This window comes from Archangium sp. (assembly GCF_036277355.1).
Taxonomy (GTDB): domain Bacteria; phylum Myxococcota; class Myxococcia; order Myxococcales; family Myxococcaceae; genus Archangium.
Genome location: NZ_DASUNC010000076.1, coordinates 1 through 14,666 on the forward strand (window position 1 = coordinate 1; position 14,666 = coordinate 14,666).

The following is a 14,666-nucleotide window of genomic DNA, read 5'->3' on the forward strand; positions in this document are numbered from 1 at the left end:
GTGGACAGGCTGGCCTCCATGGCCGAGAGCCACCAGGACCCCGGCCACCAGGCCAACGCCCTCATGGCCCTGGAGACGCAGCACCGCTTCGAGCCGGCCATGCTGGAGCGCCTCACCACGCTGGCCAAGAAGGACACGCTCATCACCGGCGTGGCCATGCACACGGTGCGCTCCATCGGCCGGGTGATGGACACCGACTTCCAGCGCACCGGCCGCTTCGACCCGTACATGGGCAAGCTGCTGGAGGTGGCGCTCGACTCCACCGAGCCCAGCGTGCGCGGCCTCGCCATCGAGATGGGCACCTACCCGGACGCCCGGCTCGACGGCGCGTCGGTCCAGCAGCTGGCGAAGCTCCATCTCGAGGACCCGGACCCCGACGTGCGGGAGATGGCCGCGCTGGTGCTGTCCTCGGGACGCGACACCCAGGCGGTGCTCGAGGCCTTCCGCCAGTCCTTCCCCCAGGAGAAGAACGAGTGCGTGCGCTGGGCCATCGTCCGCTACGCGGTGCGGGCCGCGGGCGCCCGGGCCCTGCCACTGCTGAAGGACTTCGCGCGGCAGGACGCGCGCTTCCAGCAGGACTACGCCGACTTCAAGACGATGTACGAGGCGGGCCAGGTCGACTTCGACCGGGCCTTCATCGGCAAGACCATCCACCACAGCTGCGAGGCCCCGGAGGGGTAGGAGATGAGCACGGGAGCGAGGAAGAAGTGGGTGGGTGTTGGCGCGGGGCTGATCGCCGTGCTGGCGGGACTGATGCTGTGGCGCTCGGGCAGGGAGGACGGGCCCTCCGCTGAGGCGCCGGCCCCCACGGCCTCGGACAGCGCGAGCACGGGTGGCGGGCGGAAGGCTCCGGCGTCGTCGGCCTCGGCCCCCGTGGCGACCCCCCCGCCACAGGACATGCTGCGGGCGGTGCCGTGCGAGCTGGACGCGCTGGTGGAGGAGTACCGCCAGGGCAAGGGCTCACCGGCCTGGCGCCGGTATGTGATGGAGCAGCTGCGCGGCATCCTGGAGAACCTGCCGCCCGAGCAGCTGTGGGCGAAGGTGGAGGCGGAGCAGGATCCGGAGGTGCTGGAGGCGCTGACGTCCCTGTGGGTGATGCGCTTCAACCTGACGGGGGACAGCACGGTGCTGGAGCGGGTGCTGGACAAGGTGGGGCGCGAGTCGGACCCGGGGCGCAAGGCGGTGATGGTGCGGGCGCTGCGGGCCTCGGACGAGCCGGCGAGCGACGTGCTGGCGAAGGCGGAGTCCACGCGGCAGGCGTACCGGCAGTGGGTGAAGGACCCGGCGCCCGAGGTGCGCGAGGCGGTGGTGGGCAACCTGAAGGACGAGGCCGGGCGCAACTTCGGACGCACCCGGGGCGTGGCGGAGCAGGCGGTGGCGCTCGCGTCGGAGGCGGGTGATCCGAAGACGGCGGCGGGGCTGCTGAGCGCCTCCTCCATCGAGGCGGCGCGGACCCCCGCGGTGGACTCCGTGCGGCAGCTGCTCGAGAAGTCCGAGCACCCCGAGGTGCGGGCCGCGGCGGCGAAGACACTGGGCACGGTGGCGGTGGGAGAGGCCGAGCGGACGATGAAGGCGCTGACCGGGCGCTTCGCCACGGAGGGCTCCCGCGAGGTGCGGAGCGCCATCCTGGAGAGCATCGCGCGGCTGGGCCTGTCGGGCGCGGTGCCGGTGCTTCAGAAGCTCAAGGGCGTGGACCCGGCGATGGACGGGGAGCTCGACACCTGGCTCACGCTGCTGGCCTCGCAGCCGCAGACGTGGAACCTGCTGCTGCGCGACAAGCAGGCGCTGGAGCTCGGCCGGGGCCAGAAGGGCTGAGCCCCGCGGGGAGTCCCCGCTCCAGGGGCGCTCCTCCCCTCCCCCACCCGGCGGCTCATCCGGGTGGAGGCGGGGGCGTGGCTGGAGCCGTGCTACTCCGCCAACAGGTAGCTCATGTCCACCCGGGTGGTGCCCGCGGTGCCACGGCCGAGCGGATCCAACACCTGCCACATGGGCTGCGTCGCACCGGGCACCGTGCCCGTCCGGTACACGCCCGGGGTGAAGATCTCCCCGGCGCCCACCGGCCACAGGTGCACCTCGCTCTCGAAGGTCCGCCAGAACTGGGCGGTGAACTTGAACGGGGACGCGTAGGTGGTGGGGATGCAGCTGGTGCCGTTGTAGTGCGTCTTCATCTTGTTGCTGGCGAAATCGGTCAGGTAGTTGAAGACGTTGTAGACGTCGTTCGCCTTGGTGTAGCCCGGGTGGTGGTTGAAGGTGATGCCGTAGATGGACGCCAGGTCCGTCTTGAGCTGCCCGCGCTGCGCGTCCTGGTAGCCATTGGCGTACACGTCATGCGCCACCGCCTCCAGGAACAGCCGCTTCGCCACCGGCGAGCCACCGCGGTTGTTGCTGTAGTGCAGGATCTTGGCGATGGCCAGAGACGCACCGATGTTGTTGGCGCCCGTGCCCCAGCCCGAGTAGCCCAGGTAGTCACACTGGGTGGGCGCGGAGGTGTTGTTCCACGAGCCGTTGTGGGTGCGCGCGTCGATGATGAAGGAGCGCTGCCGGTCCGCCGCCGTGTAGGTGTTGAAGTACGACATGAAGCTGGAGTCGTGGCTGGCCTGGTTGGTCCGGTCCACCGAGCAGCGGAAGCCGCCCGTGGTGCTGTCGCCGTAGTAGAGCCAGTCGTCGATGCCGTAGGTGCCACCGTCGCAGCGGGCGGAGCCGCTGGCGATCTTCGTGCCGATCTGCGGCTCGCGGGTGAGCACGTGCACCTCGAAGGCGGCGGTGCCACGCGTGGTGGTCTCGGTGAGGCCCACCTCGGGGAGCTTCTGGTTGAACAGCACGCGCGTGGTGCGCAGCCCATCATAGCGGTGCTGCATGTTCGGGTTGGAGATGCGCACGTACACGGGGTACTGCACGCCCAGGGCGCGCGCGAAGGCCACCGGCATCAGCTCGTCACCTCCGAAGGAGATGGGCTGCGGGGTCAGGCCCGCGGCGGTGAGGATGCGATCATAGCGCTGCTGCAGCTCCGTCTTGATGGACTGGATGAGGCTGTTGTTGTCCGTGGTGTCACCCAGCGAGTAGAGGACGCCCTCCACCTGGATGCCCATGGCATTGAGCAGGGACAGCGTGGTGCGCAGCTTGAAGAGCTCGCGCTCGTGGCGCAGGAGGACGGCGCGGTACTTCGGATCCGAGGTGGTGGAGATGCCACCCAGGCCCATGAAGGAGCCCACCACGTAGGCCTTCCGCTTCTTCTGGATGTAGGGGAGGTAGGCGTCCGGCGTCTGCGCCACGCGATCCGGGTGCAGGAAGGCGTAGGTGGTGCGCACGGAGGACGGCAGCATCAGGTACAGGGTGCGCACCAGGGAGTCCGTCTGCCGGCGGCCGGAGAGCACGAAGGGCGGCATCGGATTCTCCGAGCGCTGGAAGTCCGCCAGGGCCGAGCCGGTGAGCGAGTAGAGGCCCGAGCTCACGATGTCGTTGTTCTCGTAGGGGACGCCGTACACCTCCGGGTTGCTCTTCATCAGGGCCACCACCTCGGCCTGCGTCTGCGAGGTCAGCCCCGCGGTGTCGATGATCCGCAGCAGCTGGTCCGTGGGCCAGTTGTTGGTGGCGCAGTTGGTGTAGCCCAACTGCTGGCAGCGCGTCCGGTAGAGCGTGGGGAAGGGCCCCACGGCGGTGGTGGTGCCGTTGAGCACGCAGTACTTCGTCTTGATGTCGAACGTGGAGCCCGTGGCGCACGAGTAGGTGCCGCCCTCGGGGCCCAGGTAGCGCGAGTCGCTGTACTGGATGTAGGTGCCGGAGGAGCCGTTCCAGTCGAAGAAGTACGTGCGGCCCGAGGTGATGGTCACCGTGCGCGTGGTGCTGTTGTAGTTCACCTGGGCGCCGGCCGCGTCCGCGATGAAAGCCGCGGGCACCAGCGTCTTGTTGTACTCCTGGGCGATGAAGGCCGCGGCACTCATCGAGATGGTGCCCGCATCCAGCCCGTAGATGGTCTTGTACGCGGTGCGGGTGCCCAGGCAGGTGATGACCTTCAGGTCATCCTTCGTCCCGGTCAGCTTGTAGGCCGGTGAGGGCTCGAACGTGATGGCCAGCCCGAGCGCGTTGTAGAGCGCCGCCATCTCCACGAAGACACGGCCGTTGATCATGAACGGCGCCACGCTCTGGTAGGTCAGCGGCTGCCCATTCACCAGCACCGTGACGGGATCCTGCGGGAAGTAGCCACTGATGGGCCGCACCGTCGACTCATCCACCCCAGCGGGACATTGGGCGTGGGACGTGGAGCTGGCCAGCGCCGTGGTCAGCGCCAGCGCCAGCCCCACAAAACCATACAGATTCCTCATTTCACGAAATCTCCAGGAAAATTTGAAAATGGACGTACCCGGGGATTCCTATGAACCAAGACTATAAATCGCAAGTGACAAGTTCATACGCCGGGAGAACCGCCGCCGCGGCTGGAGATTGACGATGGATTGACGATGGACTGACGATGGATTGACGATGGGCCTTGAGCGGTGCGCCGCGTGGCCAGGAAGCAGGCATCACTGCCGACGGCTACTTCCAGTGGAGGCGGCGGGAATCGAACCCGCCGCCTGGATGGAACGTGTGCAGGTCCACGGCTGTCATTGAAGAAGCGAGGAAGGCAGCAGCCGCACCTCGCCCCGGTAGGGCTCTCGCGGTGGGTAGAGCAGCGTCTCGCGCAACGCGCCCTCCTCGTGGCGCAGCTCGACCAGCGGGTGGCGCACCGGCTCCAGGCTCTGGTCCGGGTGCAGCAGGGCCCCTCCCCCGGCGGGAATGCCAATCCCTCGCACTCCCGGGCCGGCCTCCCGCACGGCGCGCTTCAACTCCGCCCACTCTGGCTGCTCGTGCGCCCCCACGATGAACGGGGCCAGTCCGAGCACCGGGAACAGCGCCGACGCACCGGGCCCGGACTCACTCCACGCCCGCTCTCCGAGCTGCATCGCTCCCGCGGAGATGCCCATGAGCACCGCGCCGTCCAGGTAGCGCTGCCGGAGCACGGGCTCCAGGCCGTTCTCACGGAAGCTCTCCCACCCCAACAGTGGATCTCCCCCCGCCAGCAGGATGACGTGCGCTCCCGCGAGCCACTCGCGGTCCTCGTCCGTGGGCCTCGAGGGAATCATCCGGCAGTGGGTGATGCCCGCCAGCTCCATCGCCGCGGTGAAGAGCTCGAAGAAGGCGGGCACGTCTCCGTTCGACGCGCCCAGGTAGGCCGCCTGGATGGGCGGCACCGCGAGGTCCGCCCCCGTCAGCACGCGCAGGCAGTCCAGGAACGGCTTGTCCCCCACGCGCCAGAACAGCAGCGAGCTGTCCGCGAGCAGGAACAGCGGCTTGAGCGGTGTCTTCATTCGGAGCTCTTCGCGGGTTGCAGGACGAAGATGCTGTCGAGCCGGATCTCCCCCCGCTTGCGCGGCGTGTCCACCTGGTAGTCGAAGTCGAAGACCTCCACCACCCGAAGGCCCGCCCGGCGGAACAGGCGCCTCGCCTGCGCCAGGTCGTACGTGCGGAAGTACCAGTGCGTCTCGATGAGCAGGTCCTTCCCCGGCCCCGTTATCCGCAGCCGGTTGCGCATCTCCGAGCGTCTCTGGCGGCGCTCCGGCAGCCCCTCATGGGTGTTGCACACCACCGTGTCCTTCCCCAGCCGCTCCACCCAGCGCTCATGCTCCGGCTTGCGCCGGGCGTAGTGCGTGAGGTGGAAGCCGAGCACGTACAGGCCCTCGGGCTTCAGCAGCCGCCGCGTCCCCTCCAGGTGCGCCAGCGCCGCCGCCTCGCTGTCGAGGTAGCGGAACGTGGACACCAGGTTGAACGCCAGGTCCACCTGCCCTTCCAGCTCCGGCCGGTGGAATGTCTCCATGCGCGAGGTGTGGAGGCGCACCCGCCGGCGCTGCGCCGGAGTCAGGCGCTGGCGCGCGTGGGCCAGCATCTTCTCGGAGATGTCGTAGCCCACCACCTGGCAGCCCCGGCGCGCGGCCTCGGCCACCAGCCGCCCCGCTCCGCACGCGGGCTCCAGCAGCCGCTTGCCGCCCGTGCCGTAGCGGCGGCCCACCTCCAGCAGGAAGTCCATCTCCCGCTCGGTGTCCGTGCCGAAGATGGCTTCGTAATACTCGGGATGATCGTACCAGTCGGAGAGTCGTTCCATGGGCGCGGTGCCGCGCTGGCGGCGGCGCGCATCCTCGGCGCATCGGGCCGAAAAGCAAGCATGGCCGCGCGCCATGCGGCCAACCTCCGGCGTCCACCGCATGGACGGCCCACAACGGCCTCATGGCGCATGTTCCATGAAGGCACTGGTGTCGCGGACCCTCGGGTCCGCTCGCAGGGAGACAGCCATGATGGCCCAACCCATCCGCCGCATCCTCGTGGCCACCGACTTCTCGGAATATTCGCGGCGCGCCATGCAGTACGCCCTCTCGCTCGCAGAACGGATGGGCGCCTCCATCGATCTGCTTCACGTCTGGGAGCCCCCCCCGCACCTGGAATCGGAGAGCCTGGTGATGATTCCCGGGGACCCGGGATCGCAATTGGAATCGACGGGCCTCGCCCATGCCGGCCGGCTGCTGCACGCCTGGTCCGAGCAGTACCACTCCAGCTCCGTGCCCCTGCGGGTCCACCTGGAGCGGGGGCCCGCCGCCGACACCATCCTCCGGATCGCGAACACTGGCTATGACCTGGTGGTGATGGGCACCCATGGGCGCACCGGGCTCGCCCGGCTCTTCATGGGCAGTGTGGCGCAGAAGGTCGTGGCCCGGGCCACCTGCCCCGTGCTGACGGTGCACGGCATGGAAGAGGAGCAGGAGGCCCTGCCAGTGGGGTGAGCCGTCTCAGTGCCGCTCGTCCTTGTCCAGCAGGCGGCCCGCGAGCCGGATGAGATCCGTCTCGGTGATGATGCCCACCAGCCGGTCCCCGTCCTCCACCACCGGCACGCAGCCGAACTTGCGGTCGAGCAGCTTGTGGATCGCCTCGCGCACCGAGCTCCGGGGCCGCAGCGTCTCCGGCGCGCGCGTCATGATGTCCCGCACCTGCACCGGGGGCGAGCCCGGGCTGCGCTCGTGACGTGCCAGGGCTCGAATCAGGTCCCGATGGCTCACCAGCCCGACGAGCTTCCCGTCCTTCACCACGGGCAGATGGCGGATGTCGTGTTCTGCCAGCAGGTCATCTCCCCGGACGACGTCATCGTCCTCCTTCAGGGTGACCAGCTGCCGGGCCATCAGTTCATCAACGGTGAGCATGGGGGTCCTCGCGGTCGCTCCAGGTCCACGACTCAGGGTGCGACCTCGGAAGGTCCCTTGCAGCCCGGGAACCCGCGGCCGGGCCGGGGCCACGTCCACCGGCTGTCCACCGGGCGGCCAGCCGTTCCGCCCCATGCCCGGGCGGGGCTCAGTGGCCGGGGTGCCCGGTCACCTGCGCGAGCGCCAGCATCAACAGCAGGCCCGCCGCCAGCGCCACCAGGTTGCGCCCCCGGTTGTCCTTGCCGTGCCGGTTCACGTGCGGCAGCAGGTCCGACACCGCCACGTAGAGGAACGTGCCCGCCGAGAAGGCCAGCGCCCTCGGGGCCAGGGACTCGAAGCGCAGCACCGCGTCGAAGGCGAAGTACAGCACCGCCCCCACCGGCACCATCAGCCCGTACAGCACCGCGTAGACCAGGATGCGTCCCGAGCTCTTCCCCTCGGTCTTGAGGATGGACGCCAACGAGAGCGACGACGGAATCTTGTGCGAGGTGATGGCCAGCAGCGCCATCAACCCCACGCCTTCCTTCACCGCCGAGCCCAGCGCCACGCCGTCGAACAGCGTGTGCGCCGACAGCCCCAGGAACGCCGTCAGTCCCAGCGTGTTCCCGTGCATGTGCTCCTCGCACTCCGGCGGCTCCTCGCACGCGTGCGTCAGCACGTACCGCTCGAGCACCATCAGGAACACGAAGCCCGCGGGCACCAGCGCGAAGGCCCAGAAGCCTCCGCCGTGGTACGCCTCCGGCAGCATGTGGAAGAAGGCCGCCCCGAACATCACCCCCGCCGCGAACGCCAGGAACGTCACCAGCCGCGTCGGCTTCCGGGTGAACACCACCGCCAGCGCGCCCACGATGGCGCCCAGCAGGATGATCAGCGAATAGGTGGAGAGGGCTACCGCGAGAGACATGGGGGGCCCGACACCTAGCACAGATTGGTGTCGTGGGTAGGAGGGGGCATACACTGCGTTGAATCCAGGAGACGAGCCCCCCTCACCCGGCCCTCTCCCCAAGCGCGACAGGGAGGGGAGGCGCTTGCAGGGCCTCCTCGAAGGCCTTGCGGTCCAGCCCCCCTTCCCAGTTGGACACCACGACGGTGGCCACGGCGTTGCCGATGAAGTTGGTCAACGCGCGGCACTCGGACATGAAGCGATCGATGCCGAGGATGAGCGCCATGCCGGCGATGGGCACCGAGGGCACCACCGACAGGGTGGCCGCGAGGGTGATGAAGCCCGCGCCCGTCACGCCCGCCGCGCCCTTGGAGCTCACCATGGCCACCAGCAGCAACAGCACCTGCTGGCCGAGGCTCAACTCGGTGTTGGTCGCCTGGGCGATGAAGAGCGCCGCCAGCGTCATGTAGATGTTGGTGCCATCGAGGTTGAAGGAGTAGCCGGTGGGCACCACCAGGCCGACGATCTGCTTGGGGCAGCCCGCCCGCTCCATCTTCTCCAGCAGGCTGGGCAGCGCGGCCTCGGACGAGCTGGTGCCGAGCACGAGCAGCAGCTCCGCCCGGAGGTAGCGGATGAGCCGCAAGACGGAGAAGCCGTTGTAGCGGGCCACCAGCCCCAGCACCCCGAGCACGAAGACGACCGACGTCAGGTAGAAGGTGAGCACGAGCGCCGCCAGGTTCACCACCGAGCCGATGCCGTACTTGCCGATGGTGAAGGCGAACGCGCCGAAGGCCCCGATGGGCGCGGCCTTCATGAGGATGCCCACCAGCCGGAAGAAGGCGTGGCTCAGCGACTCGAGCAGCTGCAGCGTGGGCCGGGCCTTCTCTCCAATCATCGCCAGGGCGATGCCGAAGAGCACGGAGACGAACAGCACCTGGAGGATGTCGCCCTCGGAGAAGGCGCTCACCACCGTGTTGGGGATGATGTTGAGCAGGAACTTCACCAGCGACTGCTCATGCGCCTTGGCGGCGTAGTTGCTCACCTCGCCCGCGGAGGTGAGGGTGCTCGGGTCGATGTTCATCCCCTGCCCCGGCCGCACCACGTTGGCGATGACCATGCCCACCACGAGGGCCAATGTCGAGAAGGTGAGGAAGTAGGCGAAGGCCTTCGCGGCCACGCGGCCCACCTTGTTCAGGTCCGAGGAGCCCGCGATGCCCGTCACCACCGTGAGGAAGATGACGGGGGCGATGACCATCTTCACCAGCTTGATGAAGCCGTCCCCCAGGGGCTTCAGCGACGCGCCGAAGCCCGGGGAGAAGTGGCCGAGCAGCGCGCCCAGGGCGATCGCCACGAGCACCTGGACGTAGAGGTGCCGGTGGAGTCCGCGGGGCGCGGGCGTGGCCCGCAGGTCCTGTACGGCCATGGAGGGAGGTTCCTTGGGAAGTGGGGGGCTGGAGCGTATCTCGCGGCGGGGAGCGGTCAATCGTAGCGGCGGAGCACGAGGATGCGCACGCGGCCAGGCTGGACCTCGACCTCCCGCTCGGTGCGCAGGCCCTCGGCCTCCACCGTCACGGTGTGCCGCCCCGCTGGCAACCGGAAGCGCGCCAGCTGGAACTCCGCCGGCAGCGACATCCACGAGCGCAGGTCCGGCTGGTTCATCGTGTTCAGCAGCAGGAACGTCAGCGCCCCCACTTCCTTGCTCTTCGTCAGCGCGCCCGCCCCCGCCGCCACACCCGCCTTGGCCACGGCCCCGGCCACCTGCCTGGCGAGCATCCGGCCGATGCGCTCGTTCAGGTGCACCTTCGCCACGTCCGCCAGCGACGTCACCGTCACCGCCCGCTGGCCGCGCTCCCCCACCCAGACCCGCGCCAGGCCCGGGCGGCCCCGGTCCCGGAACACCGGCACCTGGATGAGATCGTGCGTCTCCAGCCTCCGGTCCACGGGCTCCTTCTCCGGCGCCAGCCCCGCCTCCACCACCACCAGCACCTGCCCCTCGCCCGGGCCCAGCGGCTCGTGCGCCACGTCCGGGAAGCGCTTGCGCAGCCGCTCGTACTCGTCCAGCCGCCCCGTCTTCTTCGCCAGCCTCAACAGCGGCTCCGCCAGCGGCCCCAGCCCCGGCTCCAGCTCGAGCGCCTTCGCGTAGTCGATGTACGCCGAGTCCCACTCCCGCTGGTCCTCGTACAGCACGCCGCCGAGGTAGCGCGCGATGGCGAGCTGCTCGTACGGCTTCTTCTCCTCGGTGATCATCTTCCGCAGCCGCTCGTTCACCCGGCGGACCTCGACGAGGGCTTCCTCGTCCTGGCCCAGCTGCGCGTAGTTGAGCGCCTGCAGCACGGAGATCATCAACCGCTCGAAGTCCTCGCCCCGGTAGGCGCGCTCCCGCTCGTTGGTGAGGAGCGTCCCGGCCTCCTCGCTCACCGAGACGACGTCCAGCTCCGAGGCCAGCCGATCCGCCTCCGCCAGCACCTGGATGCTGTCGCGCCACCGCCCCGCGGCATGCAGCACCATGCCCCGGTCCAGCAGCACCAGCAGCGCGTCCTTGCCCGTGCCGTGCTTCGCCACCGCGTCCAGCTCGGTCAGCGCGAGCTCGTACGACTCGCGCTCGTACGCGGTGCGCAGGTTGCGCGTGCGCGCGACGTAGTCCCCCGCGCAGCCGGACAGCAGCACCAGGCCCGCCAGCACGAGCACGGTACTTCCCAGCCCCCTGTGACGGCGCGAGTCGCTCATGGCCGGCTACCAGGAGATGGGCTTCCGCTCGAACTTCTTGCGGATCTCCTTCTCGTCTGTCCACTCCACGATGCCCGTGCGCACGTTGTTCAGCTTCACGGTCATCTTGTAATAGACGAGCTTGTCGTTGCCGACCTGCTGGACGATGGAGGCGAGCTCTCCGGTGAGCAGGTAGTCCGCGCTGGCCTGCTCGCCCGGGCCCTTGGCCGAGTCGGGGCGCACGTAGCCGGACTGCTGGTACTCGTACTCCTCGGCCAGGTCCTCGCGCGCCGCCTTGTCGAGCAGGGCGAACCGGCCCGTCTGCGCCAGCCCCGTCTGGATCTTGTCCCCCAGCGAGACCATGTCGATGTGCTCGGACGTCTTGTTCTTCAGCCGGCCCACCAGCACCACGGGCAGCTGCGGCCCGGGGGGCTGGGAGAAGCGCGGCGAGGCGGCCAGCGAGTTCACCATCTTCTTGGCGATGAGCTGCAGGTCGTTCTCGTTGAACTGATCCGACAGCATCTCGATGGTGTTCGGGTCCTCGTAGGTGCCGCGGGTGAAGGCGCGAGGCCCTCCGCAGGCGGTGGCGAGGAGCCCGGCGAGCGAGGCGGAGACGATGAGACGGGTCTTCATGGCGAGCACTCCTAGTTCCATTCGCATTCGAAGCGGCTGCCCTGGAAGTTCCACTTGTAGGTCAGCACCGCGTCGCGCTTGTACCCGGCCGTCAGCCGGCAGAGGCTCTGCAGGGACGAGCGCGGGTAGTCGAAGGTGTAGAGCTGGGCCTTGGCCCGCTCGGCGCCGGTGAGCTGCGAGGGGTGGGTGAGCGTCGGGCTGGCGCTGGCCACCACCATCACCCGGTGCGGGCCGTACGTCTTGAGCGGCACCTGCCCGGCCAGCTGGATGCGGCGCACCGTGCGGGCGCGCAGGATGTCGCTGCGGTCCACCATCGTCTCGTGCTGGTTCTGGCGCGCGAGCAGCTCCGGGAGGTTGGCCGTGAAGACGCGCGTCACCTCCCCGTCCTCCACGAAGAAGTAGAGGAAGCCCTCGCGCGCCGTGCGGCTCTCGCCGGTGAAGTCCAGCGTCACCAGCAAGTCCAGCGCCCGGTTGGGCCGCAGCGCGTGGGTGGACACCGCGTCCAGCACGCCCTTGGGCACGCCGGCTTCCTTGAGGCGGATGAGCCCGTCCGCGCTCGCGTCGCAGGCGCAGCGGCGCTGTTCGATCATCTTCACCAGCTGGGCCTCGTCGAAGCCCGCCTTCGCCAGCTTCGCCACCTCTTCATCGGTGAGCGGGAGCTGGTCCGTGCGTTCGTAGATGCGCGGCAGCTGGTTGGGGTCCCACTGGATGATGTTGTACGTCTGCGTCTGGCCCGGGAAGGGAAGCACGGGCACGGGTTGCCGCACCTGTCCGGTGGCGAGCGCGATCACTGCGGCGAGAGCGTGGGCGAGCATGGCGTCAGAACCTGTACCCGACGTTCATGAACAACCGGTTCATGATGCCGCGAAAGTCCCCGGAGCCGACAATGGGAACGTCCAGCGCATAACCCAGGCCGAGCACCAGCCGCTCGTTGGCCGCGAACAGGTCCACGCCCACCTGGGGCGACAGCCCGAAGCGCAGGCCCGTGTCGGGGATGAAGAAGCCGCCGGCCTTGAGGCCCACGTTCAAGCTCACCGGGAAGCCGTAGGTGCGGAAGCGCGGGCCCGCCAGCACGCTCCACTGGCCGTTCTGCAGCACGTAGGCACCGCTCAGGTCGAACTGGTACCACTCCGCGCCCCAGAGCGAGGCGGTACCGCCGAAGAACAGCGGCACGCTTCCCCGGCGCACCGTGGTCGCATCGGCGGCGAACGCCGCGCCCCAGTTGAACTCGAGAGAGAACCGGCTGTCCGAGGACCGGGAGTACCCTCCCTTGCCGTACTCGGAGCCCTCCGGTCCATCGGTGCGGCCCCGCTGCTGGGCCCGCGCCGGCAAGGGCGCCATCATCACCGCGGCCGCCAACGAGGCGGCTCCCCACAACCAGGCAAGACGCTTCATCACAGGCTCCACCCTCTGGTGCACCCGGCCAGGTCTGGCAACCCCGGGTGCGTCAACCACTCCCCCAGACGCGCGGGGGGCGGAGCCTATTCACGCCTCGGGCTGGCGGAGCCGGCGCTCTGTCCGCTGTCCTACGCCCGGGGCGTGGTGGGAGGAGCCGGTGGAGCCTGCTCGCCCGCCGGGGCGGGGGCGGGCTGCGGGGCCGCCGGACGGGACTCGGTGCGCGTGGTGGGCAGCCACTCGGGCCGCGCGCGCAGGTACGCCATCAGCTTCTCGCGCACCAGCGCCCTCAAGTCGAAGAGGTTGGACGGGTGGGCGCTCAACAGCACGCGCACCTGCAGCGTCCGGTCCAGCACGTCCTCCACCACCACGGTGGCCACCTTCCCGTCCCACAGCGCCTTGCCATCGGTGTCCAGGATGCGCCGCAGCTCCGCGCGCAGCGCGTCCATGTCCGTCGAGAAGTCCGCCAGCAGCTTCACCGGGCCCAGCATGCTCTGCCCGCCCTTGCTCCAGTTCTGGAAGGGCTTGTCGAGGAAGTGCGGAATGGGGATGACCAGCCGCCGCTCGTCCCACACCTTCACCACCACGTACGTGAGGGTGATCTCCTCCACCGTGCCGAACTCGTTCTCCACCACCACCTGGTCTCCAATCCGGATGGGCTGGGTGATGGACAGCTGGATGCCGGCCAGCAGCGAGGAGATGGACTTCTGCGCGGCCAGACCGATGACGAGGCCCGCGATACCGGCCGAGGCCAGCAGCGACACGCCCACGTTGCGCACCGTCTCGAACTGCATGAGCAGCAGCGCCGCCGCGATGAGGTAGGTGGCCGCCTCGAACACGGAGCGCAGCACCGCCAGCTGGGTGTGCAGCCCGCGCGCTCGCGAGGCGTCCTTGCCCTCCTTCGTCACCGACTGCTGGACGAACTGCGCCGTCACCCGGAGGAAGCGCAGGATGAACCACGCCACCGACACGATGAGCAGCGTGGTGAAGAGGTGCGATGCCAGGAACCGGGCCGTGGGCGGCAACAGCAGCAGCGTCGCCCCCAGGGCCCCGAGCAGCGCGAAGTACAGCAGCCGCATGGGCCCCTTGCACGCGGGCACCAGCGCATCGTCCCAGCCGTTGCGCGTCCACTTCGCCAGCTGCCCCAGCACCTTCAGGGAGAGCTTCTCCAGCACCACGCACAGCAGCCCCGCCCCCAGCACCGTCAGCACCAGGCCCAACCACTGCCACAGCTCCATCCCCAGCACCGGCTTCTCGAAGAACCACGGCGGCAGCACCTCGCCCAGCGTGGACGGCCCGTACGCCTCGTAGAGCGGATCAATCGCCCGCACCGTCGCCTCGCTGAACACCCACACCCGCCCACCCGCGGCGGGGACGTGGGCCAGGCGGATGGGGTAGGAGGCCTCGCCCACGGTGAGGACGGCGATCTGGTCGAAGCGGGTGCCCTCCGCGTCCCCCTGGGGCTCCTTGCTCAGGGTGGTCAGGGCGGTGGGCAGCTTGTGGTCCAGGACGAACTTGAGCCGCCGGGCCAGCACGGCGCCCCGGGCCTTCTGCTCGGCGGGGGGGATGAAGTCCAGGTCCAGGTAGTGCGCGGCCAGCTCGTAGTCCCCCCGGTGCACGGCGGCGGAGAAGCCCTGGGCGGCGGCATAGGGCGTCTGCCGGTCCAGCAAGGGGGGCTCCCCGAGGCCCGCGTTGAGGGCCCAGGCCCTCGGCAGCAGGAGGACGGACAGCACCAGGCACAGTCCAGTCAGAGCGCGACGCATGGCCGCCTTAGTGCCCACCCCCGTCCCGCCGGGCAACACCAATGTGCCGCCGGGCCGCTCGTC

General features: G+C 69.4%; 14 protein-coding genes. 3 read left to right on the top strand and 11 right to left on the bottom strand.

What is annotated here, in order from left to right:
• Together VFZ09_RS20140 and VFZ09_RS20145 are read left to right on the top strand one after the other, a co-directional pair.
• A partial coding sequence (locus VFZ09_RS20140; protein WP_329729242.1) for a HEAT repeat domain-containing protein occupies positions 1-681 on the top strand: 681 nt, incomplete at its 5' end.
• Between the two features lie 3 nt (positions 682-684).
• Positions 685-1,815 carry a HEAT repeat domain-containing protein gene (locus VFZ09_RS20145; RefSeq protein ID WP_329729243.1) on the top strand — a complete coding sequence of 377 codons (1,131 nt, stop codon included), beginning with the start codon at positions 685-687 and terminating at the stop codon, positions 1,813-1,815.
• Between the two features lie 92 nt (positions 1,816-1,907).
• Here the strand turns inward: VFZ09_RS20145 and VFZ09_RS20150 are convergent, their stop codons facing one another.
• The 3 genes from VFZ09_RS20150 to VFZ09_RS20160 all read right to left on the bottom strand — a co-directional run bounded on the left by VFZ09_RS20150 (position 1,908) and on the right by VFZ09_RS20160 (position 6,136).
• Complete coding sequence (locus VFZ09_RS20150; RefSeq protein WP_329729244.1) at positions 1,908-4,322, bottom strand: stalk domain-containing protein; 2,415 nt, start codon at positions 4,320-4,322, stop codon at positions 1,908-1,910.
• A 279-nt stretch (positions 4,323-4,601) separates the two neighbouring features.
• Positions 4,602-5,345 carry a Type 1 glutamine amidotransferase-like domain-containing protein gene (locus tag VFZ09_RS20155; RefSeq protein WP_329729245.1) on the bottom strand — a complete coding sequence of 248 codons (744 nt, stop codon included), beginning with the start codon at positions 5,343-5,345 and terminating at the stop codon, positions 4,602-4,604.
• The gene (locus VFZ09_RS20160; RefSeq protein ID WP_329729246.1) at positions 5,342-6,136 is read right to left on the bottom strand and encodes a class I SAM-dependent methyltransferase; all 795 of its coding nucleotides are present in this window, start codon (positions 6,134-6,136) and stop codon (positions 5,342-5,344) included. The genes VFZ09_RS20155 and VFZ09_RS20160 overlap by 4 nt, the downstream gene beginning before the upstream one ends.
• Before the next feature lie 187 nt (positions 6,137-6,323).
• On the opposite strand from VFZ09_RS20160, the gene VFZ09_RS20165 reads away from it, so the two are divergent.
• A complete protein-coding gene (locus tag VFZ09_RS20165; RefSeq protein ID WP_329729247.1) occupies positions 6,324-6,809 on the top strand; it encodes a universal stress protein in 486 nt (161 codons plus the stop codon).
• Positions 6,810-6,815: 6 nt separating this feature from the next.
• Here the strand turns inward: VFZ09_RS20165 and VFZ09_RS20170 are convergent, their stop codons facing one another.
• The 8 genes from VFZ09_RS20170 to VFZ09_RS20205 form a co-directional block, all read right to left on the bottom strand.
• A complete protein-coding gene (locus VFZ09_RS20170; protein WP_329729248.1) occupies positions 6,816-7,223 on the bottom strand; it encodes a CBS domain-containing protein in 408 nt (135 codons plus the stop codon).
• Positions 7,224-7,371: 148 nt separating this feature from the next.
• Positions 7,372-8,127 (bottom strand): ZIP family metal transporter, encoded by a 756-nt coding sequence (locus VFZ09_RS20175; protein WP_329729249.1) that lies wholly within the window; start codon positions 8,125-8,127, stop codon positions 7,372-7,374.
• 82 nt (positions 8,128-8,209) lie between these two features.
• Positions 8,210-9,529: a dicarboxylate/amino acid:cation symporter gene (locus VFZ09_RS20180; RefSeq protein ID WP_329729250.1), complete on the bottom strand. Its 1,320-nt coding sequence runs from the start codon at positions 9,527-9,529 to the stop codon at positions 8,210-8,212.
• Positions 9,530-9,585: 56 nt separating this feature from the next.
• Complete coding sequence (locus VFZ09_RS20185; RefSeq protein WP_329729251.1) at positions 9,586-10,833, bottom strand: hypothetical protein; 1,248 nt, start codon at positions 10,831-10,833, stop codon at positions 9,586-9,588.
• 6 nt (positions 10,834-10,839) lie between these two features.
• Positions 10,840-11,445: a penicillin-binding protein activator LpoB gene (lpoB, locus tag VFZ09_RS20190; RefSeq protein ID WP_329729252.1), complete on the bottom strand. Its 606-nt coding sequence runs from the start codon at positions 11,443-11,445 to the stop codon at positions 10,840-10,842.
• A gap of 11 nt (positions 11,446-11,456) precedes the next feature.
• Positions 11,457-12,260 (bottom strand): hypothetical protein, encoded by an 804-nt coding sequence (locus tag VFZ09_RS20195; RefSeq protein ID WP_329729253.1) that lies wholly within the window; start codon positions 12,258-12,260, stop codon positions 11,457-11,459.
• A 4-nt stretch (positions 12,261-12,264) separates the two neighbouring features.
• Positions 12,265-12,840 carry a hypothetical protein gene (locus tag VFZ09_RS20200; RefSeq protein ID WP_329729254.1) on the bottom strand — a complete coding sequence of 192 codons (576 nt, stop codon included), beginning with the start codon at positions 12,838-12,840 and terminating at the stop codon, positions 12,265-12,267.
• A gap of 131 nt (positions 12,841-12,971) precedes the next feature.
• Positions 12,972-14,603, bottom strand: a complete 1,632-nt coding sequence (locus VFZ09_RS20205) for a mechanosensitive ion channel family protein (protein WP_329729255.1) — start codon at positions 14,601-14,603, stop codon at positions 12,972-12,974.
• Positions 14,604-14,666 lie beyond the last annotated feature (63 nt).

Coding starts and splice junctions, on each gene's coding strand:
- VFZ09_RS20145 (WP_329729243.1), top strand. CDS start 685: ATGAGCACGGGAGCGAGGAAGAAGTGGGTGGGTGTTGGCGCGGGGCTG.
- VFZ09_RS20150 (WP_329729244.1), bottom strand. CDS start 4,322: ATGAGGAATCTGTATGGTTTTGTGGGGCTGGCGCTGGCGCTGACCACG.
- VFZ09_RS20155 (WP_329729245.1), bottom strand. CDS start 5,345: ATGAAGACACCGCTCAAGCCGCTGTTCCTGCTCGCGGACAGCTCGCTG.
- VFZ09_RS20160 (WP_329729246.1), bottom strand. CDS start 6,136: ATGGAACGACTCTCCGACTGGTACGATCATCCCGAGTATTACGAAGCC.
- VFZ09_RS20165 (WP_329729247.1), top strand. CDS start 6,324: ATGATGGCCCAACCCATCCGCCGCATCCTCGTGGCCACCGACTTCTCG.
- VFZ09_RS20170 (WP_329729248.1), bottom strand. CDS start 7,223: ATGCTCACCGTTGATGAACTGATGGCCCGGCAGCTGGTCACCCTGAAG.
- VFZ09_RS20175 (WP_329729249.1), bottom strand. CDS start 8,127: ATGTCTCTCGCGGTAGCCCTCTCCACCTATTCGCTGATCATCCTGCTG.
- VFZ09_RS20180 (WP_329729250.1), bottom strand. CDS start 9,529: ATGGCCGTACAGGACCTGCGGGCCACGCCCGCGCCCCGCGGACTCCAC.
- VFZ09_RS20185 (WP_329729251.1), bottom strand. CDS start 10,833: ATGAGCGACTCGCGCCGTCACAGGGGGCTGGGAAGTACCGTGCTCGTG.
- lpoB (WP_329729252.1), bottom strand. CDS start 11,445: ATGAAGACCCGTCTCATCGTCTCCGCCTCGCTCGCCGGGCTCCTCGCC.
- VFZ09_RS20195 (WP_329729253.1), bottom strand. CDS start 12,260: ATGCTCGCCCACGCTCTCGCCGCAGTGATCGCGCTCGCCACCGGACAG.
- VFZ09_RS20200 (WP_329729254.1), bottom strand. CDS start 12,840: ATGAAGCGTCTTGCCTGGTTGTGGGGAGCCGCCTCGTTGGCGGCCGCG.
- VFZ09_RS20205 (WP_329729255.1), bottom strand. CDS start 14,603: ATGCGTCGCGCTCTGACTGGACTGTGCCTGGTGCTGTCCGTCCTCCTG.